The sequence below is a fragment of the Rhodanobacteraceae bacterium genome (assembly GCA_016713135.1).
Lineage (GTDB): Bacteria > Pseudomonadota > Gammaproteobacteria > Xanthomonadales > SZUA-5 > JADKFD01.
This window is the reverse complement of sequence record JADJPR010000016.1, coordinates 107,298-127,060: the sequence shown is the minus strand read 5'-3', so window position 1 is coordinate 127,060 and position 19,763 is coordinate 107,298. Positions and strand designations below refer to the sequence as shown.

Genomic DNA, 19,763 nt, shown 5'->3' with positions numbered 1-19,763 from the left:
GCCCTCGTACGGATGCGCCGCGATGAAGCCTGCCTCCCTGCAACGCCCCGCCGCCGAGGCGCAACACGCCGACGAACTGGCGCGCCTGCGCAAGGCCGACAAGGCCCCGCGCCCGCCCGGCTGGCAGTTGTCGATGCACGCGGTACGCAGCTTCATCCTCGGCGATGGGCCGGGCGCGGGCGCCAAGCTGGTGCTGCCGGCGGCACTGGTCGAGCGTGCGCTGGTGACGCTGGCCAGCAACCGCGCGCTGCTGCTGGTGGGTGAGCCGGGAACGGCGAAGTCGCTGTTCGGCGAACTGCTCGCGGCGGCGATCAGCGGCGATTCCACCCTGACCATCCAGGGCGGCGCGGCGACCACCGAGGACCAGATCAAGTACGGCTGGAACTACGCCCTGCTGCTCAACGAGGGCCCGAGCGAGCGCGCGCTGGTGCCGGCGCCGCTGCTCAATGGCATGCGCGAAGGCAAGTTGGTGCGCTTCGAGGAAATCACCCGCTGCCCGGCCGAGGTGCAGGACGGACTGCTCAGCGTGCTCAGCGAGCGCGTGCTGATGATCCCGGAACTCGGCGAGGCCGCCGCGGTATACGCGCGCGCCGGCTTCAACCTGATCGCCACCGCCAACATCCGCGACCGCGGTGTCAACGAGATGAGCGCCGCGCTGAAGCGCCGCTTCGCCTTCGAGACCGTGTTCCCGATCGCCGACCTGGACGAGGAACTGGCCCTGGTCGAACGCGAAGCCACCCGCCTGCTGGCCGAGTCCGGCGTGCCCTTCGCCCCGCCGCGCGAAGTGCTCGAAGTGCTGGTGGCCAGCTTCCGCGAACTGCGCCAGGGCGTCGATGCCGAAGGCGGCGGCATGGAGCGCATGTCCACCGTGCTCTCGACCGCCGAGGCGGTCAGCGTGGCCTGCGCCATCGGCCTGCGCGGCCACTACCTGCGCGGCGACCGCGGCGAACCCGGCGACATCGTCGAGGCGCTCGCCGGCACCGCAGTCAAGGACGATCCCGACGACCTCAAGAAACTCCGCCGCTACCTCGACCAGCGCGTCGCCAAACGCAAGGGCGCGGCGTGGCGGGCGTTGTGGGAGGCGAGGCATCGGCTGCCGGGATAGCACTGGAGTTGTCATGGCTGCTGGCAAGCAGGGTCAAATGTGAAACGTGAAACGTCAATTGGCCGCGCACCCATTGACGTTTTCCGTTTGACGTTTGACGCAATTCACGACCAGGCACGTCCCGCATGAAGCCCCACATCCTCGGCATCCGCCACTACTCGCCCGCCTGTGCGCGGCTGGTGCGGGCGCGTATCCGGGAAATCAGGCCGCACACGGTGCTGATCGAGGGGCCGAGCGACTTCAATGCGCGGCTGGATGAGCTGGCGCTGCCGCACACCCTGCCGATCGCGATCTACAGCTATCACGGGGATGAGCAGGGCACGGCGAGCTGCCACGCGCCGTTTGCCGAGTTCGCGCCCGAGTGGGCGGCGATGCAGGCCGCCCGCGAGGTCGGCGCGCGGGTGCGCTTCATGGACCTGCCTTACTGGCACGAGGGCGCGCGCGAGTTGCCGCAGCGCTACACCCTGAACACGCTGCCCGGGCGTGAGCGCTATGCGCGCGTAAGCGCCTTGTTGCAGCGGCGCTTCGGCGTCGACGGCGACGATGCCCTGTGGGACCACCTGTACGAGCGCGATGCCGATGCGATCGGTGTCGATCCGGAGCGCACCGTGGCGCTGCAAGCCGCGCTCGACCACTACTTCGACGAACTGCGCGCCGACGAACCCGGCCACCCCTCCGACCAGGCCCGCGAAGCCCACATGCGCGAATGGATCGCCTGGGCCTGCGCCACCCCGGGCCCGGTGCTGGTGGTGTGTGGCGGGTGGCATCGGGGGGCGTTGATTGCGGGAGGGCGCAGTGAAAAAGGAGGACACGAGGGCACGAGGGCACGAGGGCACGAGGAGGCCGCGAGCATCGGACCCTGATCGCAGCCCGAAGCGCCTTCGACGAAGCGCGCTCCGCGATCTGCCAGCACCCGGTGCCCTCGTGCCCTCGTGCCCTCGTGCCCTCGTCAGAGGCCCTCGTGCCCTCGTCAGAGGCCGAGCCCACCCTCACCCCGCCCGCCACCCTCACCCGCGTCGGCTCCTACCTCGTGCCCTACAGCGAGCTGCAACTGGACGCCTACGCCGGTTATGGCGCCGGGATGCCCTCTCCCTTGTGGTATCGCTGGCAGTGGCGGGACGGGACCGCGGCTGCGGGCATGCGGACGCTGACGACTATCGTCGCGGCGCTGCGCAAGGCGCGCCAGCCGCTGGCGACGGCGCAACTGGTGCAGGCGCGGGCGCGGATCCTGGGGCTGGCACAGCTGCGCGGGCATGTCGTGCCGCTGCGCAGCGATGTGCTCGACGGGCTGCTCGACGCGTTGTGCGACAGCGCGCTGGACGAGCCGCCGCCGTGGAATGCGCGGCGGATGGCCGGCACCACCGATGCGCGGCTGCGGTCTGCACTGCGCGTGCTCGCGGGCGATGGCCGCGGCGCGCTGGCCAGCGGCACGCCGCAGCCGCCGCTGGTCGACGAGGTGCTGGCGTTGCTCGCGGCGCACGACCTGGAAGCGCCGAGCGGGCCGCGCAAGCTCGAACTGGACCGGCGCCGGCGCGACGACAGCCAGCGCGGCGAGATCCTGTGGCGGCTGCGCACGCTCGAGATCGCCGGATTTGCGCTCGATGGCGTCGCCGCGGCGGGCGCCGCGCGCGCGCTCAGCGTCGACCAGCACTACCAGGAGCGCTGGACCCTGACGGCGCCGGGGCAGCAGCGCGCGCAGCTGATCGAGGCCGGCGCCTGGGGCGCCACGCTGGCCGAGGCCGCCGCGCGCAAGCTGGAAGACCGGGCGCGCGCCGCCGGACCGGCGCAGTTGCTGGACGCGGTGCTGTCCGCGCTGCGCTGCGGCTACCTCGACCTCGGTGCGCGCCTGGCCGCGGCGGCGCAGGCCGCGCTGGCGCATTCGGCCGACTGGACCGCGCTGGCGCAGGCCGGCCGGCGCATGAGCGCGCTCGCCGACGCCGGTTTCTGGGGCGCCGACCTGGCCGCGCTGCTGGATCCGCTGCTGGTGCTGGTGGAGCAGCGCCTGTCCTGGCTGATCGAGGGCCGCCAGGGCGTCAGCGCCAGCGCCGATCCGGCGGACATCGATGCGGTGCGCTTCCTCGCCTGGCGCCGCGCGCGCAGCGAGGATGCAGACCATGCGACCGCGCTGGCCGAGTTGCTGCAGCGGCGCGCGCTCGACCCCGAGGCGGCGCCGGCGCTGCGCGGCGCCGCCGCCGGCGCGCTGTGGCAGGCGGCGGAAGCCGAAGACGATGCGCACTTCGACGAGGCCGCAGTGACCGCCGCTGCGCGCCGCCTGCCCACCGCGCAGGCGCTCGGCGACTGGCTGATCGGATTGTTCGCGCTGGCGCGCGATGTCGCCACCCGCGCCGCCGGCCTGATCGGTGCGCTCGACGCACTGGTCGCCGGTTATGGCGACGACGAATTCCTGGTCGCCCTGCCGGCGTTGCGCCAGGCCTTCAACTGGTTCCCGCCACGCGAGCGCGCCGCCATCGCCGAGATGGTCGCGCGCCTGCACGGCCGCGGCAGTGGCCTGGCCGCGGCGCTGCTGACCCTGCCCGATGACGTCGGCGCCGCCGCGCGCGGCGCCGCGCTGCAGGCGCGCGTGCGCGAGGCGATGCGGCGATGGGGGCTGGAATGAGGTACGAAAGGCGGAAGAGCGGGGCAGGGGGCAGGGGGCGAGGGACGGGTAGCCAGGCGAGAACCATCCCTCGAGTCCGTTCGAAGCTGCACCACGTGCATCCGAGTACCGAGGTGCCCGTCCCAAGTCCCGAATCAGGTCCCTAGTGTGGTGTTCCGGAATTACCTTGAATTATTTCCGCGCCTTTTGCGCCGATGCGGCGTTGCTCGTCGTCGCCATAGCCCTGCTATGACTCCTCCTCGCCTTGCCCCGCCGCAAAATTCATCGGAAATCTCCTTCCCCATTACGGAACACCACCCCCCCCCTCCCCTCCCCCCCTTTCCCTGATCGAATCGAAATCCTGATGCCCCCCACCACCGACCCCACCCTGACCCGCTGGCGCCTGCTGCTCGGCGCTGCCGCCGAGAACGCCTGCGGCGGGCTGTCGGGCGATGCGCTGGCCAGCGAGGCCGCGCTCGAATGGCTCTACGGGCGCGAGCAGGGCGAGGCGGCGCGCGAGCAGATGGGGCGCGAGGGTGGCAGCGGGCCGAGCAGCCTGTCGGTTCCCGAGTGGATCAACGAGGTTCACCGGCTGTTCCCGAAGGAGACCATCGAGCGCCTCGAACGCGATGCGGTGGAGCGTTACGGGATCGTCGAGCTGGTCACCGATCCGAAGGTGCTGGAACGCATCGAGCCGAATCCGGCGCTGCTCGAAGCGGTCATGCGCACCCGCCACCTGATGAACCCGCAGGTGCTGGCGATGGCGCGCCAGCTGGTCGCGCGGGTGGTGCGCGAGCTGATGGAGAAGCTCGCGCGCGAGATCCGCCAGGCCACCGCAGGCACCTTGAACCGCCGCCGGCGCACGCGCCACGCCAATGCGCGCAATTTCGACGCCCAGGCCACGCTGCGCGCCAACCTCAAGCACTACGATCCGCAGCGCCGCCAGCTCGGCATCGAGCGCGCGCTGTTCGCCACCCGCAGCCGGCGCCAGCTCGACCGCTGGCAATTGCTGATCGTGGTCGACCAGAGCGGCAGCATGGTGCCGAGCGTGATCCACGCGGCCGTCACCGCGGCCTGTCTGCACGGGCTGCCCGGGGTGCAGAGCCATCTGATCGCCTTCGACACCCAGGTGGTCGATTTCACCGACCGCATCGAGGATCCGGTCGAGTGCCTGATGAAGGTGCAACTCGGCGGCGGCACCGACATCGCCGGCGCGCTGGCCTACGCCGCGCAGCGCATCAGCGCGCCGCGCCGCGCGATCGTCGTCCTGATCACCGATTTCTTCGAGGGCGGTTCGCCGCAGCGCCTGGTTGGCCTGACCCGCGACCTGGTCGCCCAGGGCACCCGCGTCCTCGGCCTCGCCGCCCTCGACGACAAGGCCGAACCCGCCTACGACCGCGCGCTGGCGAAGCGCCTGGTCGACGTCGGCGCCGAAGTCGGCGCGATGACCCCCGGACAACTGGCGAAGTGGATCGGGGAGAAGTTGCGTGGCTAGGGTGGGAGACAATGCTCGATGCGACGCCGGAATGTCTCGCGGAGTCTGGGACGCGGCCGGTTGTAAGTCGTTGGTTGTTGGTTGTTGGCAGCAGGAGCCGGCAATCCGAAAGCCTGTGGGAGCGGACTCTGTCCGCGATGTTTCCAGCGGCCGCCAGGAGAAGATCGCGGCTGAAGCCGCTCCCATAGGCCTGCGGCGTGCGCATTTCGCCGCCAACAACCAACAACCAACAACCAACAACCGGCGCAAAGCACGGGGCTCCGCATGACCGCCCCCGATCCGCTGCTCCGCCTGACCCCCGAAGCCCTCGCCCAGTTGACCAACCTGGGCCTGGTCAAGCGCGCCCAGCGTGAGGTGGAGGCGGGCGCGCCGGCGCAGCTCGGGCGCGGCGCGGATGGAGTGCTGCGCGCGGAGTTCGCCGACGGCGTGCGTACCGAGTTCGCGCCGGGGCAGGGCGTGGCCGACGCGTGCTGCACCTGTGGCGCGGCGCTGTGCCGCCACCGGCTGATCGTGGTGCTGGCCTGGCAACGGCGCGCCGGGAGCGCGGAAGCGGCGCCGGCCCTGGCGTCTCCCGGCGCGGCCAGCGAGGAAGCGCTCAAGGCCTGGGCCGGCGCCACCGCATGGGCGCAGGCCGAGCGCCTGCGCGCCGCCGGGCTGCTGGTCGATGTGCGCCGCGCGTCGCCGGCCGACCCGGTGCCGACCGCGCTGCTGCCGCATGCGGCCGTGCGTTTCCACGGCGGCGACGACCCGGGCGCGGCGCAGTCGGATGCCACCCCGGCGGATCATCGCGCCTGCGTGGTGCTCGCCGCCTGGGCCTTCCGCCTGGCCGACGCGCAGGATGCCGCCGCGCCGCAGCTGCGGGTGCAACTCGGCGCGCGCGCGGTGGCGGCCGATGGCCTGGGCGAGGCGCTGAAGCCGCTCATCGCCGCGCTGCTGCGCCACGGGCTGGCCGATGGCGGCGCGCGCCACGCGCCGCCACTGACCCAGGCGCTGGAGGCGGCGGGTCGGGTCGGTGCCACCTGGGTGCAGCTGGCGCTGCAGGCCCTGGAGCAGTGGCTGGTGGCTTTCGATGCGCGCAGCGCGCGCTTCCACCTGCTGGACGGGCTGCCGCTGCTGGCGGAGTTGGGCGCGCGCCTGCGCGCCGCGCGCGGCGGCGGCGAGCTTGCCGCGCAGCATGCGCTCGGCATCGGCGAGAAGCTGGAAACCCCGCTGGCGCGCGTGCGCCTGCGCGCGCTCGGACTGCGCATCGAGGCCGACGGCGAGCAGCGCAGCGCGCGCGTGGCGCTGCACGATCCGGACACCTCCGCGCGAATCGCCTGGACCTGTCGCTGGGACAATGCCGGGCAGTCCGCTGCTGCCGCGGTGACCCGCAACCAGCAGGCGCGGGTCAGCAACAGCGGGCGCCTGGTGGAATTGGCCCAAGGCCAACTGGTCACCGTCAGCGCACATCGACGCGCCGATGGCGAGCTTCGTCTGGGCGCCGGCCATGGCGGGCGCACTTCGCTGCTCGGGCAATCGGCCGACTGGTCCGAGCTGCCGCCCGCGCTGGTGGTCACAAGGCTCGCCGCCTGGCGCGAGGCACGCGCGCACCTGCCGCCCGCGCTGTTGCGCCCGCGGCATGCACTGGCCGACCACGTGGTGTTCGCGCCGACGGCGATCAGCGAGGTGGGATTCGACCCGGCCACCCAGAGCGTGCACGCGCTGCTCGTCGATGCCGACGACGAGGCGCTGTTGCTGACGCGCCCGTGGGAGCGCGCGGCGCCCGGTGCGCTCGACGCGCTGGCGCGGGCGCTGACCGCCGCCAATCCACCGAGACACGTTGCTGGCACCCTGCGCGACACCGGCGGCCTGCCCGAACTGGATCCCTGGGCGCTCAGCGACGGTGCGTCGCTGGTCATCCCGGACCTGGCGCTGCCCGATGGCGCGGTGCGCGATCTACCGATCGGCGCCGTGCCCGCCGCCCAGGACCCGCTGGCGCAGGTGCTGGACCGGGCGGGCGACTGGCTCGCCAGCCGCCTGCTCTCGGGCGCCGGCGCCGCGGGTTGGTCGACCCGCGGACGCGAACTCGCCACCCAACTCCGGCGTGTCGGATGGGAGGACCTGGCCGATGCGACGCTCGCGCTGGCGCTCGCCATCGAGGATCCCGCGCGTGGCGAGGCTTCGGCACTGGCCGACGCGGCTATCGACCTGCTGCTGCACCTGCAGCTGACGCGCGAGGCGCTGGCCGGCTCCTTGGGACAAGCAGTCAATTAAACGCGGAGACGCAGAGGGCGCGGAGAAGAGCTTCAAGGGCCTTTCTCTGCAACTGCTGGCCACCATTCCACTCGAAGACGCAGCGGACTTGCGAACCCAATTGGACGCGGAGGCGCAGAGGCGCGGAGAAGAGCTTCAAGCGCTTTTCTCTGCGTTCCTTTGCGTCCTCTGCGTCTCTGCGTTTAACCGGGTCAGGCCCTTCGCGTCTCCGCGTTGAAAGGGGCTATACGGCGTAGCCCGAGTGGATGGCCACGATGCCGCCGAGCAGGTTGCGCACGGACACGCGTTCGAGGCCGGCGTCGCGCATCAGCCCGGCCAGGGTTTCCTGGTTGGGGTGTTTGCGGATCGACTCGGCGAGGTATCGGTAGCTGTCCTCATCCTTGGCCACCACGCGCCCGAGCAGCGGCAGCACGCTGAAGGAATACACGTCGTACAGCGGCTTCAGCAGCGGCTGGCGGACTTCGGAGAACTCCAGCACCAGCGCGCGCCCGCCGGGGCGCAGCACGCGGCGCATCTCGGCGAGGGCGCGCGGCTGGTCGGTGACATTGCGCAGGCCGAAGGCGATGGTGACCACGTCGAAGCTGCGGTCCGGGAACGGCAGCGCCTCGGCATTGACGCGCGCGGTGGCGATGCGCGCCGAATGCCCCTCGTCGAGCATCCGGTCGCGCCCGCGCACCAGCATCTCGGCGTTGATGTCGGACAGCACCACCAGGCCCTGGTCGCCCACCAGCGGCGCCATCAGCCCGGAGATATCCCCGGTGCCACCCGCCAGATCGAGCACCCGGTCGCCCGGCCGCACATTCGCGCAGGCCACGAAATGCCGCTTCCACAGCCGGTGCAGGCCAAGCGACATCAGATCGTTCATCACGTCGTAGCGCGAGGCCACCGAGCTGAACACGGCGCCGACGAGGTCCTTCTTCTCGGCCACCGGAACGTCGCGGTAGCCGAAATGGGTGGTGGGTTTGTCCATGGGCGGGAGGATAGCGCGGGACGATGGCCGGGACGCTGGAAAGGCGGGGCAAGGGGAAGGGGGCAGGGGACCTGGACGGCGGCAGGGTCGGGTTGCCAGCCTCCCGGTCCGCAAGTTGCCTCTGGACACCAAAGCGCCGTCAACCAGACCCCCTGCCCCCTTCCCCTTGCCCCGCCTTTTCAGCCCTCGCTACACCCACCCCCACCAGCGCAGCCACCCGAGCGGATGGTGCGCGCGGGCGATACCGAACATCGTGAGGTAAGTCGCCAGCGCGGCGGCGAACCAGCCCAGGCGCGCGGCCTGGGTACGGCAGCGGCGCAGCGCCTGCACGCCGAGCACCACGTAGACCACCAGCAGCAGCACCTTCAGCGTCAGCCAGTCGTGGCTGATCGGGTACATGTGCAGCATGGTCATCAGCATGAAGGCCGCGGTCAGCAGCGCGGTGTCGATGGTGTAGCTCAGGTACTTCAGCGCCACGTGGTTGCCGAAAGGCTGTCCGGCCAGCACCAGCAGCCCGCGCAGCAGGAACAGGCTGCCGCTGGCCATCACCAGCCAGACGTGGATCGACTTGATCTGGGGGTAGAACTCGATCATGGCGGGGAATCGGGATGAAGCGGGGGAATGAAGCGGGGCAGGGGGAGAGGGTCCAGCCATTGGCTCCGCATGAGCTTTGAGATCTGTTTCAGCTGCGCACCACGACACACCACCATTTGCACCGCCTCGGTCCCGCCCCTTCCTCCCTCCCCCCCTCCTGGGGAGATGAAGCGGGCGAAGCGGGGCGGTCGGGGCCCGCCACTGGCTCCCATGAGCTTGAGATCTTCGCTGCCACCCCACCACCGCCCCTGGCAGGTCCCCCCCCCTCTGGAGAAGCGGGGCCAAGCAGGGTCGGCCAGCCTGGTCCCATTTGTCAGCCCCACCACCATTTGCACCGCCTGGCAGGTCCCTTGCCCCGCTTCACCCGCCCCGCTTCACCTCCCCCGCTCCTACCTGGCGGAGATGAAGCGGGGGCGATGAAGCGGGGCAGGGGTCGGGGGCCCAGCCACTGGCTCCGCATGAGCTTTGAAGTCTGTTTCAGCTGCGCACCACGACACACCACCATTTGCACCGTGCAGTTGGTCCCTTGCCCCGCTTCACCCGCCCCGCTTCACCTCCCCCGCTCCTACCTGGCCTCAGGCCTTCGCCTGGACCTCGCCGCCATCGACGGTCAATTCCGCACTCTGCTTCGGCAGCAGCCACAGCCGTGCCACGAACCACGCGATGCACAGCGCGCCGACCGAGAAGATCACATCGCCGGGCACGCGCAGCCAGACCAGGGTCTCGATGATCGCGCCTTGCATGAACTCGGCCGAACGCGCGTACCAGTATCCGTGTTCGATGGCGGCGGTCACCTGCAGCACGCCCATCGGCAGCAGGCACAGCAGGGCCATGCCGACCAGACCGATGTTGAGCGCCCAGAAACCACGGCCGAGCAGTGCGCCGTCCCACACTGCCTGCGGCTTCAGCAGTCGCAGCACGAACAGCATCAGGCCGATGCCGAGCATGCCGTACACGCCGAACAGCGCGGTGTGCCCGTGCAGCGGCGTCAGGTTCAGGCCCTGCATGTAGTACAGCGCCAGCGGCGGGTTGATCAGGAAGCCGAACAGGCCGGCGCCGACCAGGTTCCAGAAGGCGACCGCGACGAAGAACAGGATCGGCCAGCGGTAGCGCGCCATCCACGGCGTCGCCGAGCTCTTGCGGTAGGTGTCGAAGGCCTCGAAGCCGATCAGCGCCAGCGGCACCACCTCCAGCGCGGAGAAGCTCGCGCCGATGGCGATGATCGAAGTCGGCGTGCCGGCCCAGTACCAGTGGTGCGCGGTGCCGAGCACGCCGCCGGTGAGGAAGATCACCGTCGCGAACAGCACGCCGGCGGTCGCGGTGCGCCCGCGCACCAGACCGAGCTTCACGAACAGGAAGGCGATCACGGCGGTGGCGAACACTTCGAAGAAGCCCTCGACCCACAGGTGCACCACCCACCAGCGCCAGTATTCGACCATCGAGATGTGGGTGTGGCGGCCCCACAGCAGGCCGGCGCCGTAGAACAGGCCGATCGCGACCGTCGACAGGAACAGCAGGGTGACGATCGAGCGGGTCTCGTCGCGGCGGCGCATGGCCGGCCACAGCGCGCGGCCCATCAGCAGCAGCCACAGGATCAGGCCAACCCACAGGAAGGCCTGCCAGAAGCGGCCGATGTCGACATATTCCCAGCCCTGGTGGCCGAACCAGAAGTTCTCCGCCAGGCCCATCTTCTGCATCACCGCGAACCACTGCCCGGTGAAGGCACCGACCACGATGATCAGCAGGCAGGCGAACAGGAAATTGACGCCCGCACGCTGGAACTTCGGCTCCACCCCGCCGATCGCCGGCGCGATGAACAAGCCGGTGCCGAGCCAGGCGGTCGCGATCCACAGCACGCCGATCTGGGTGTGCCAGGAGCGCGTCAGCGAGTAGGGCAGGACTTCCGCGATCTTGTAGCCGTAGAACTCCTGGCCTTCGACCTGGTAGTGCGCGGTGAAGGCGCCCAGCAGGATCTGCACCAGGAACAGCGCGCAGACCACCCAGAAGTACTTCGCGGTGGCCTTCATCGATGGCGTCAGTGCCAGGCCGGCGAGTGGATCGGTCTTGGGCGGCACCGGATCGTCGGAATGGTTGCCGTGCGCGGCGTGGTACCACACCAGCGCGCCCACGCCGGCGATCAGGAACAGGAAGCTGAACACCGTCCACAGGAAGATGTCGGACGTGGGCTCATTGCCCACCAGCGGATCCGACGGCCAGTTGCTGGTGTAGCTGATCTCGCTGCCGGGGCGCTGCGTGACGGCGGCCCAGGCGGCCCAGTGGATGAAGGCGCCGAGCTTCGCTCGTCGCGCGTCGTCCGGGATGGTGCCTTCCTTCATCGCATAGTTCTCGCGCAGCCCCTGGAAGGCCGGGTCGGAGCCGAACAGGCCGAAGTAGTGCTGCGCTACCACGCGCGCCGCGGCGATGCGGTCGCGCGAAAGCGTCACCCTTCCGGTTTCAGGGTCAAAGGTATTCGCGCGGACTTCCTCGCGCAGCCGGGCTTCCAGCCCTGCCTTCTGGCCGACCGCCAGTTCGGCGTAGCTGCGGCCGAACTCGCGCTGCGCCCAGATGTCGAGCAGCGCCAGCGCCTCGCGGTGCAGCCAGTCGGCGCTCCAGTCGGGGGCGACATAGCTGCCGTGGCCCCAGATCGAGCCGAGCTGCATGCCGCCGATCGACTGCCAGACCTCGCGCCCGGTCTGGATGTCGTCCCGGGTGTAAAGGACCTCGCTGTTGCTGCTCTGGAACGCCGCCGGCACGGGCGGTGCCTGGCGGTAAATCTCGCTGCCCATCCACAGCAGCACGGAGAACGATGAAATGAGCAGCAGGCTCAGGATCGTCCATAGCTTTCGGGTATCTGACATGGCCGCCTCCGCGGAATTGGAATGTGTCGCAGCGGATGCTCCTCGGGGTACCCCGCGCGCGAAAATGACCTGGGTCAGATGCGAGCGATTCGCACCCGGCGACCGCCGAATTGATGTCCGCACCTGATGTGGGTCAAGGCGTCTTGAGATCTGGTCGCGTTTCACATCGGAGCGCCGGCGGAAGACTGCGGGCGATCGCCGGGTTGGTTGTCATGGCGGAATCTCCGTTGGGATGCGCCGATCGGGGCAAGGTCCATGCGCAGCGCGACCAGCGCTTGTTCCCGATCAGCTTCCACGCGATCAACACCAGGCTCACCACGACGCAACGATGCCTGCATGCCGCGCGCGCCATTCGGCGGGGCTATGCTCGCCGCCCCTGAGTTCGCCGATTCATGGTCTTGTCGCGTTCGATTCAAACGCTGCTGTGGCTGTTGGGCCGACTGCCGCTGGTGCTGCTGCATCTGCTGGGTGCGGGACTCGGCTGGTTGTGGCTACGCGCTGGCTTTCGTGAGGCGCGAGTGGCGGCGATCAACCTGCGCCTGTGCTTTCCGGAGCTGGACACCGCCGCGCGGGACGAGCTGCTGCGGCGCACCCTGGCCGAGACCGGGCGCACCGCGCTGGAACTGCCCTGGCTGTGGTCGCGCAGCCCCGCCACCCTGGCGCGCGCGATCCGGGTGGTCGAGGGCGAGCGCCTGTTTCTCGACGCGATCGCCGCCGGCAAAGGCGTGCTGATCGCAGCGCCGCACCTGGGCGCCTGGGAGGCGCTGAACCTGTACCTGAGCCGCACCGCGCCGGTGGCGATCCTTTACCGTCCGCCACGCCTGGCCTGGGTGGAGACGCTGATCAACCGTTGTCGCGGACGCCTCGGCGCCGAGCCGGTGCGCGCCGAGCCCGCCGGTGTGCGCACCCTGCTCAAGCGGCTGAAGGACGGCGGCGTGGTCGGCATCCTGCCGGACCAGCAGCCGAAGGTGGGCGAGGGCGATTTCGCCCCCTTCTTCGGCCACCCGGCGCTGACCATGGCGCTGTTCCCCAAACTCGCCCAGCGCACCGGCGCGCGCGTGCTGTACGCCTGGGTAGAACGCCTGCCGCGCGGCGCGGGCTTTGCGGTGCGCTTCATCGACCTCGGCGGCGCGCCCGACACGGCGGCGATGAACGCCGCGATCGAGGCGCTGGCGCGCCAGTGTCCGGCGCAGTACCAATGGACCTACAAGCGCTTTGGCATCCAGCCGGATGGGGCGGCCTCGCCGTATCGGTAAGGGCTGGTGTTGGTGTGGGTTGTTGGTGTTGGCGCAAGGGCTGGTGTTGGTGTCGGTTGTTGATGTTGGCGCAAGGGCTGGTGTTGGTGTGGGTTGTTAGTGTTGGTTGGGGTGGCGGGTTGTCGGCCCTGCCTGCCGGTGCGCTTGTTCGCGCATCCAACTGGGTACGAGGCCACGAGGACACGAGGGCACGCAAGAGCCGCTTCGGTGCGAAAGAGCGCCTTTGCGTGCCCTCTTGCCCTCGTGCCCTCGTGCACTCCGAATTGTCATTGCTGAATCAATGTCTTGCGACATGTTCGGTGAGAGTTCCGGTCGCCCCTGGCGGTGCGCTTATTCGCGCATCGAACTTCTTCGCGACCCGCGCCACTTTTCTTGTCCGCAAAGGACGCAAAGAACGCAAAGGAAGCGAAAGCGGTTTCCGCTCTTCTTTGCGTCCTTCGCGTCCTTTGCGGACAAAATGCTTTTCAGATCAATGAGGTATCGGATGTTTGGTGAGAGCCGACTCTGTCGGGGATCTTTTCCTGCGGCCGTCAGCAAAGATCGCGGCTGAAGCCGCTCCCAGTGCGCCCGCGAGCGCACTCACACAGCACGGTGGAAGTCCGTGTCGGGGTAAGCCAAGTCCCCGTAGCTGAAGGTAACTGCGTCGCAGATGGGGTGGAGAGCAACCGGAAGCGAACTGGCGGTCCGTAGGTTGACGAACTCGATTCGGCGTGGAACGGCGACGAGCTGGCTGGGAGAAGGCGAAGTCTGGAAGTGACTGGTCACGCTGATTTGGCTGCTAAAGCGATGGCCGGGCCGTCCGTGGTTGGAGGCGGAACGTCGAGGACGTGTGGGTGGGTGAAGCGGGGAGACCTGTGGCCGTGGTGACGGTCGCAGGGTCGAGTCCTGGTAGTACCGTGTCGGCATCGTGGGGAATGGCTTCGCTGTCGGGGCAGCGACATCGCGCTGGGGGCACACCCGACTAAGTCCTACTGGGGTGTACGCGAGAGCCGCGGTCACAGAACCCGCGGGTAGGGAAGCGGGACAGGAAGGTGGAGGCGGGAAGTTTGGGATGAGCGAGCGCAAGCGAAGCTGCGGCAGTGATCGCAGGATCTAAGCAAAGTGGCGTCGAACCGGCCGGAGGATTGGGCCTGGGTAGACCGCACGATCTGGACGGAGCGCATGTTGGCGGCGCTGGGCAACGGCGTCCGAGGAGGCAAGTGGTTCAGTTTGATCGACAAGGTATATCGACCGGCGACGCTGCGATCGGCCTGGCAACAGGTGTTGGTGAATCGCGGCGCGGCGGGAGTCGATCGGCTGAGCGTGGAGCGGTTTGCGGGCCATCTGGATCGGTACTTGGGTGAGTTGGGGCAGGAGCTGGAATCAGGGCGTTATCGGCCGCTGCCGGTCGTCGGGTGGAGATCGAGAAGGCGGACGGCAAGTTGCGTCCGCTGGGTATCCCGACGGTCCGCGACCGCGGGCGCAAGCGGCGGTGAAGCGGGTGATCGAACCGATTTTGAGCAGATGTTTGCCCGACGGGTTTCGGGTTCCGCCCGGACGGCTGGCGCTGCAGTGGTCGATGGGCTGCTGCAGGCGGGCCACACGGTGGTGGATGCCGACCTGGGGTACTTCGACAGCATTCCGCACGACCGGTAAGAGGTTGGCGCGCCATCAGCGATAGTCGCTTTGGCTGGTGGACGGCTGGAGGGGCAGGAGCTGAAGCGCTGGAAGCCGACGGCGGCACGCCGCAGGGGCGGTGATCAGTCCGCTGCTGGCGAATCTGTACCTGCACGATCTGGACGTGAAGCTGGCTGGCCTGGTCCGGGCGCTATGCCGAGATTTCGTGATTCTGTGCAGACCGCAGCGGAAGCGACCCGCGTGGAGGTGGGCGCTGGTGGCGGCGGAAGGCCTGCAGCTGCATCCGGACAAGGCGCTGGGCGATGCCGGATGCGGGCCAAGGCTTGAGTTCCTGGGCTACCGCTTCGAGACGGGTCGGCGCTGGGTCGCGACAAGAGCCTGAAGGCGCTGAAGGCGAAGATCCGCGGCGGCGGCGGACCGAGGGCAAGCCTCGGGCAAATCGTCGCGGGCTGAATCAATGTTGCGCGGCTGGTTCAACTACTCAAACACGCTCAGCGTGAATCTTCCGCATCCTCGACGGCTTCCTCCGTCGTCGGTGCGGCACTTCTGCGCAAAAAGACAAGCGACCGGGGCCGGCCCTGCGCCACCACCGCTGGCCAAGCCTCTTCGCTGCTGTCGGACTTTCACCATGACCGAAGCCCGACAGCGGCGAGCCAATCCCAGAGGAAACCACCAACTGGAGAGCCGTATGCGGGAGAACCGCACGTACGGTTCGGAGGGCGGGGAGGCGCGAGCCTTCCCGACCCTATCCGGCGGCTGGTCCCGCGGCTTGGTCCAACACCTACAACCCACACCAACACCCGCTCCATCACCCGCTCCAACCCGGCGCTCCGCCTACAATCACGGCACACTCGCCAAGCCCGCCGCCCATGCACGACGAACACCGTTTCCTGCTCTACGCCGTGATCTTCCTCGCGGCGACCGTGTTCGCCGTGCCGCTGTCGAAGCGGGCGCAGCTGGGCGCGGTGCTGGGCTACCTGATCGCCGGCGTGCTGATCGGCCCGCAGGTGCTCGGGCTGGTCGGGGATCCGGGACTGGTGCTGACCTTCTCCGAAATCGGCGTGGTGATGCTGCTGTTTCTGCTCGGGCTGGAGCTGTCGCCGCAGCGGCTGTGGGTGATGCGCCGGCTGCTGTTCGGGCTGGGCGCCACCCAGATGGGGCTGGTGACACTGCTGTTCGCGCTGGCCGGGCTGGCGCTCGGCCTGCCGTTGGCGGCCGCGACGATCGCCGGCTTCGGTCTGGCCCTGTCGTCCACCGCCGTTGGCGTGCAGATTCTCGCCGAGCGCTCGGAGCTGACCTCGGAACACGGCCGCGCCAGCTTCGGCGTGTTCCTGTTCCAGGACCTGGTGGCGGTGCCGGTGCTGGCGCTGATCCCGTTGCTGGCAGTGGGGGAAGCGCAGACCGCGACACGGCCGGCGTGGCTGTCTGTGGGACTGGTGATCGGCAGCATCCTCGCGGTGGTGGTCGCCGGACGCTACCTGCTGCGGCCGCTGTTCCGCATCGTCGCGCGCACCGGCCTGGTCGAGGTGTTCACCGCGACCGCGCTGCTGGTGGTGCTCGGCACCGCGCTGCTGATGCAGCAGGCCGGTTTGTCGATGGGACTCGGCGCCTTCCTCGCCGGCGTGTTGCTGGCGGATTCCGAGTACCGCCACGAGCTGGAATCGCACATCGAGCCGTTCAAGGGCCTGCTGCTCGGTTTGTTCTTCATGGGCGTGGGCATGAGCCTGGACCTCTCGCTGCTCGCGGCGAAGCCGCTGATCGTGCTCGCGCTGGTGCTCGGCGTGCTCGGGCTGCAGGTCAGCGTGATGTGGGCGGTCGGCCTGGCCTTCCGCTACACCCAGCGCGCCAGCCTGCTGCTGGCGGCGCTGCTGGCCTCGGGCGGCGAGTTTGCTTTCGTGGTATTCGCCACCGCCGAGCGCGCGCAGCTGTTGCCGCCCGAACTGGCGGCGCTGCTGAACCTGGTGGTGGCGCTGGCGATGGCGCTGACCCCGGTGCTGGTGCTGGCGCTGGTCGCGCTGGTCGACCGCCGCGCGCAGCGCGCGCAACCCAGGCGCGAGTTCGACCAGTTGCCGGGCGAGCAGGTCGACGCGGTGATCGCCGGCTTTGGCCGCGTCGGCCAGATTCCGGGCCGCGTGCTCGCGGCGCAGCAGATTTCGTTCACGGTGATCGAGCCGTCGAGCGAGCAGGTCGATTTCAGCCGCCGCTTCGGCACCAAGCTCTACTACGGCGATCCCGCGCGCCCCGAGATCCTGCGCGCGGCCAAGGTGGGCGAGGCCAAGGTGTTCATCCTCGCGCTGGACGATCCGGAGCACTCCCTGCGCGTGGCCCGCGTGGTGCGCCGGCTGTATCCGTCGTTGCGCATCCTGGCACGCGCGCGCAACCGCCAGCATGCCTTCAAGCTGATGGACCTCGGCGTCGACGAGATCATCCGCGAGACCCTGCATTCCTCGCTGGAACTGACCCGGCGCACGCTCGAAGGCATCGGTTTCCAGCCGCACGATGCCGCCGAGCGCGTCGAGCGCTTCCGCCAGTTCGACGAGCAACTGCTGATCGAGCAGCACCTGGTCTACGACGACGAATCCGCCCTGATCCAGAGCACTGAGCAGTCGCGCAAGGATCTGGTCGCGCTGTTCGAGGCAGGGGATAGCGGGATGCGCGACCGGCGCGGCTGATACTCAGGCCCCATTCAACGCGGAGACGCCAGGCGCAGAGAAACCGGAGGGCGGGGGGCGGGGGGGAAACCGCGCTCGATCCGAGTCCCGGCGTCTCTGCGTCTCCGCGTTGAATGGGGGTTGGCGTCTCCGTGTTCGACGGGCCTGAAGGCGCGTCAGCCGAGCAAGCTCGGCTCTACTCGCGCGCCGTAGAGCGGAGCTTGCTCCGCTTCGGTCCAACACCAACAACCCACACCAACACCAGCTCCAAGCTATGCTGCGCCGCTTCGACGGAGTCCGCCCGTGCTTGCCACCCATCTGATCCGCCTGTCCCAAGTGCTCGAAGCGCCGGTGCGCTGGATCGGTGCACTGCTGGGCGTGCTGGTGCTGCTGGTGGTCGCCGGCGAGTTCGCCGTGGTGCTGCTTCGCTATGGCTGGCAGTGGTCGCAGACCTGGCTGCGCGAGGGCGTGCTGGCGCTGAATTCGGCGGTGTTCCTGCTCGGCGCCGCCTATGCGCTGCAGCACGATGAGCATGTGCGGGTGGACGTGCTGTCGCGCCACTGGTCGCCGCGCACGCGCGCCTGGGTGGAAGTGCTGGGGATGCTGCTGCTGGTGCTGCCTTTCGCGGTCTTCGTCGTGCTGGTCAGCGACCAGTATGTGCTGCAGAGCTGGCGCATCGGCGAGCGCAGCCAGGAGTCGAGCGGATTGCCGGCGCTGTGGCTGCAGAAGGCGCTGATCCCGACGATGGCGCTGCTGCTCGGGGTGCAGGCGCTGGCGCGCGCGGCGCGCTTCGCGGCCTTCCTGGCCGGTGCGCCGGCGCCCGGTGAAACCCAGCACGGGGCGGTGGCATGACCGGCGCGGCCTGGCTGTCGATCGCGCTTTTCTTCGGGCTCGCGCTGGCGCTGCTGCTGGGCTTGCCGGTGGCTTTCACCCTGGCCGGCGTGTCGCTGCTGTTCGCCGGCATCGGCATTGCCACCGGCACCTTCGATCCGGTGTTCCTCGACGCCTTCCCCAACCGCGTGTTCGGGATCATGGGCAACGAGACGCTGCTCGCGGTGCCGCTGTTCGTGTTCATGGGCGTGATGCTGGAGCGCTCGCAGATCGCCGAGCGCCTGCTCACCGCTATGGCGGGGCTGTTCGGTTCGCTGCGCGGCGGGCTCGCGATCTCGGTGATGCTGGTCGGCGCGGTGCTCGCCGCGAGCACCGGCATCGTCGGCGCCACCGTGGTGACGATGGGCCTGATCGCGCTGCCGACCATGCTGCGCGCCGGCTATGACCCGCGGATCGCCGCCGGCACCATCTGCTCGGCCGGCACCCTGGGCCAGATCATCCCGCCGTCGGTGATCCTGGTGCTGCTCGGCGACGTGCTCGGCAACGCCTACCAGAAGGCGCAGTTGTCGCAGGGAGTCTTCGCGCCGAAGACGGTGTCGGTGGGCGATCTGTTCGCCGGCGCGATGCTGCCCGGGCTGGTGCTGGTCGGCGGCTACCTGGCCTACCTGATCGCGGTCGCCTGGCTGCAACCGAAGCGCATGCCCGCGCTGCCGGCGGCGATGCGCCATGCGCCCGGCATTGGCGTGCTGCTGCGCGCGCTGCTGCCGCCGGTGGTGCTGGTTTTCGCGGTGCTGGGGTCGATCGTCTGGGGCCTGGCCACGCCGACCGAGGCGGCAGCGATCGGCGCTGTCGGGGCGCTGGTGCTGGCCGGCGCGGCGGGCCAGTTGTCGCTCAAGGCGCTGCGCGAAACCGCGCGCAAGACTGCGCTGGTCACCAGCATGGTCTACCTGATCCTGATCGCGGCCGCGCTGTTCTCGCTGGTGTTCCGCGGCTACGGCGGCGACGACCTGGTGCACGCGCTGCTGACCGATCTGCCGGGCGGCGTGATCGGCGCGCTGATCATCGTCAACCTGGTGGTGTTCCTGCTCGGTTTCCTGATCGACTTCATCGAGATCACCTTCATCGTGGTGCCGCTGGTGGCGCCGCCACTGCTGGCGCTCGGTGTCGACCCGATCTGGTTGGGCGTGCTGCTCGCGCTGAACCTGCAGACCTCGTTCCTTACGCCGCCGTTCGGATTCGCGCTGTTCTACCTGCGCGGCGCCGCGCCGAAGGATTTCCCCACCAGCGCGATCTACCGCGGCGTGCTCCCGTTCATCGCAATCCAGCTTGGCATGCTGCTGGTGCTGGCGCTGTTCCCGGGTCTCGCCACGTGGCTGCCGCAGCAGATGTAGGCCGGCGGTGCGCGCCATCGGCGCGTTCCCCGGCACTCTGGATTCGTGCGAAAGCGCCGGGGAGTCGCTGCGCGCCACCCCGGCCTACGCGGGTACGGGGAACGATTACCCTCCGGCGCGTTCCAAAGGCGGTTGTCTGCCTTCCC

General features: G+C 69.5%; 14 protein-coding genes. 11 read left to right on the top strand and 3 right to left on the bottom strand.

Annotated features, from left to right (window positions below):
- The first annotated feature begins 22 nt into the window (after positions 1-22).
- The 5 genes from IPK27_13440 (at position 23) to IPK27_13420 (ending at position 7,449) form a co-directional block, all read left to right on the top strand.
- Entirely contained in the window at positions 23-1,105 is a 1,083-nt protein-coding gene (locus IPK27_13440) for an AAA family ATPase (protein ID MBK8068585.1), read from the top strand.
- A 125-nt stretch (positions 1,106-1,230) separates the two neighbouring features.
- Positions 1,231-1,968 carry a hypothetical protein gene (locus IPK27_13435; GenBank protein MBK8068584.1) on the top strand — a complete coding sequence of 246 codons (738 nt, stop codon included), beginning with the start codon at positions 1,231-1,233 and terminating at the stop codon, positions 1,966-1,968.
- Between the two features lie 98 nt (positions 1,969-2,066).
- Positions 2,067-3,722, top strand: coding sequence for a hypothetical protein (locus IPK27_13430; protein MBK8068583.1), 1,656 nt, complete (start codon positions 2,067-2,069; stop codon positions 3,720-3,722).
- A 343-nt stretch (positions 3,723-4,065) separates the two neighbouring features.
- The gene (locus tag IPK27_13425; protein MBK8068582.1) at positions 4,066-5,196 is read left to right on the top strand and encodes a VWA domain-containing protein; all 1,131 of its coding nucleotides are present in this window, start codon (positions 4,066-4,068) and stop codon (positions 5,194-5,196) included.
- A gap of 264 nt (positions 5,197-5,460) precedes the next feature.
- Positions 5,461-7,449, top strand: coding sequence for a hypothetical protein (locus IPK27_13420; protein MBK8068581.1), 1,989 nt, complete (start codon positions 5,461-5,463; stop codon positions 7,447-7,449).
- Between the two features lie 223 nt (positions 7,450-7,672).
- Here IPK27_13420 and ubiE read toward each other — a convergent pair whose 3' ends face one another.
- The 3 genes from ubiE to IPK27_13405 form a co-directional block, all read right to left on the bottom strand.
- Positions 7,673-8,419: a bifunctional demethylmenaquinone methyltransferase/2-methoxy-6-polyprenyl-1,4-benzoquinol methylase UbiE gene (gene ubiE, locus IPK27_13415; GenBank protein ID MBK8068580.1), complete on the bottom strand. Its 747-nt coding sequence runs from the start codon at positions 8,417-8,419 to the stop codon at positions 7,673-7,675.
- A gap of 189 nt (positions 8,420-8,608) precedes the next feature.
- Positions 8,609-9,013: a SirB2 family protein gene (locus IPK27_13410; protein MBK8068579.1), complete on the bottom strand. Its 405-nt coding sequence runs from the start codon at positions 9,011-9,013 to the stop codon at positions 8,609-8,611.
- Positions 9,014-9,588: 575 nt separating this feature from the next.
- Complete coding sequence (locus IPK27_13405) at positions 9,589-11,871, bottom strand: nitric-oxide reductase large subunit (protein ID MBK8068578.1); 2,283 nt, start codon at positions 11,869-11,871, stop codon at positions 9,589-9,591.
- Positions 11,872-12,263: 392 nt separating this feature from the next.
- Here IPK27_13405 and IPK27_13400 point away from each other — a divergent pair, with 392 nt between their 5' ends.
- The 6 genes from IPK27_13400 (at position 12,264) to IPK27_13375 (ending at position 19,617) form a co-directional block, all read left to right on the top strand.
- Positions 12,264-13,127 carry a lipid A biosynthesis acyltransferase gene (locus IPK27_13400; protein ID MBK8068577.1) on the top strand — a complete coding sequence of 288 codons (864 nt, stop codon included), beginning with the start codon at positions 12,264-12,266 and terminating at the stop codon, positions 13,125-13,127.
- 1,161 nt (positions 13,128-14,288) lie between these two features.
- Positions 14,289-14,762 carry a hypothetical protein gene (locus tag IPK27_13395; GenBank protein ID MBK8068576.1) on the top strand — a complete coding sequence of 158 codons (474 nt, stop codon included), beginning with the start codon at positions 14,289-14,291 and terminating at the stop codon, positions 14,760-14,762.
- A gap of 100 nt (positions 14,763-14,862) precedes the next feature.
- Positions 14,863-15,126 (top strand): hypothetical protein, encoded by a 264-nt coding sequence (locus IPK27_13390; protein MBK8068575.1) that lies wholly within the window; start codon positions 14,863-14,865, stop codon positions 15,124-15,126.
- A 487-nt stretch (positions 15,127-15,613) separates the two neighbouring features.
- Entirely contained in the window at positions 15,614-17,416 is a 1,803-nt protein-coding gene (locus tag IPK27_13385) for a cation:proton antiporter (GenBank protein MBK8068574.1), read from the top strand.
- A 282-nt stretch (positions 17,417-17,698) separates the two neighbouring features.
- Complete coding sequence (locus IPK27_13380) at positions 17,699-18,247, top strand: TRAP transporter small permease subunit (GenBank protein ID MBK8068573.1); 549 nt, start codon at positions 17,699-17,701, stop codon at positions 18,245-18,247.
- Positions 18,244-19,617: a TRAP transporter large permease subunit gene (locus tag IPK27_13375; GenBank protein MBK8068572.1), complete on the top strand. Its 1,374-nt coding sequence runs from the start codon at positions 18,244-18,246 to the stop codon at positions 19,615-19,617. The genes IPK27_13380 and IPK27_13375 overlap by 4 nt, the downstream gene beginning before the upstream one ends.
- Positions 19,618-19,763 lie beyond the last annotated feature (146 nt).

Excerpts from the sequence above, each read along its gene's own strand:
- IPK27_13435 (MBK8068584.1), top strand. The coding sequence starts at position 1,231 with ATGAAGCCCCACATCCTCGGCATCCGCCACTACTCGCCCGCCTGTGCG.
- ubiE (MBK8068580.1), bottom strand. The coding sequence starts at position 8,419 with ATGGACAAACCCACCACCCATTTCGGCTACCGCGACGTTCCGGTGGCC.
- IPK27_13440 (MBK8068585.1), top strand. The coding sequence starts at position 23 with ATGAAGCCTGCCTCCCTGCAACGCCCCGCCGCCGAGGCGCAACACGCC.
- IPK27_13400 (MBK8068577.1), top strand. The coding sequence starts at position 12,264 with ATGGTCTTGTCGCGTTCGATTCAAACGCTGCTGTGGCTGTTGGGCCGA.
- IPK27_13385 (MBK8068574.1), top strand. The coding sequence starts at position 15,614 with ATGCACGACGAACACCGTTTCCTGCTCTACGCCGTGATCTTCCTCGCG.
- IPK27_13410 (MBK8068579.1), bottom strand. The coding sequence starts at position 9,013 with ATGATCGAGTTCTACCCCCAGATCAAGTCGATCCACGTCTGGCTGGTG.
- IPK27_13425 (MBK8068582.1), top strand. The coding sequence starts at position 4,066 with ATGCCCCCCACCACCGACCCCACCCTGACCCGCTGGCGCCTGCTGCTC.
- IPK27_13420 (MBK8068581.1), top strand. The coding sequence starts at position 5,461 with ATGACCGCCCCCGATCCGCTGCTCCGCCTGACCCCCGAAGCCCTCGCC.
- IPK27_13395 (MBK8068576.1), top strand. The coding sequence starts at position 14,289 with ATGTTGGCGGCGCTGGGCAACGGCGTCCGAGGAGGCAAGTGGTTCAGT.
- IPK27_13405 (MBK8068578.1), bottom strand. The coding sequence starts at position 11,871 with ATGTCAGATACCCGAAAGCTATGGACGATCCTGAGCCTGCTGCTCATT.
- IPK27_13375 (MBK8068572.1), top strand. The coding sequence starts at position 18,244 with ATGACCGGCGCGGCCTGGCTGTCGATCGCGCTTTTCTTCGGGCTCGCG.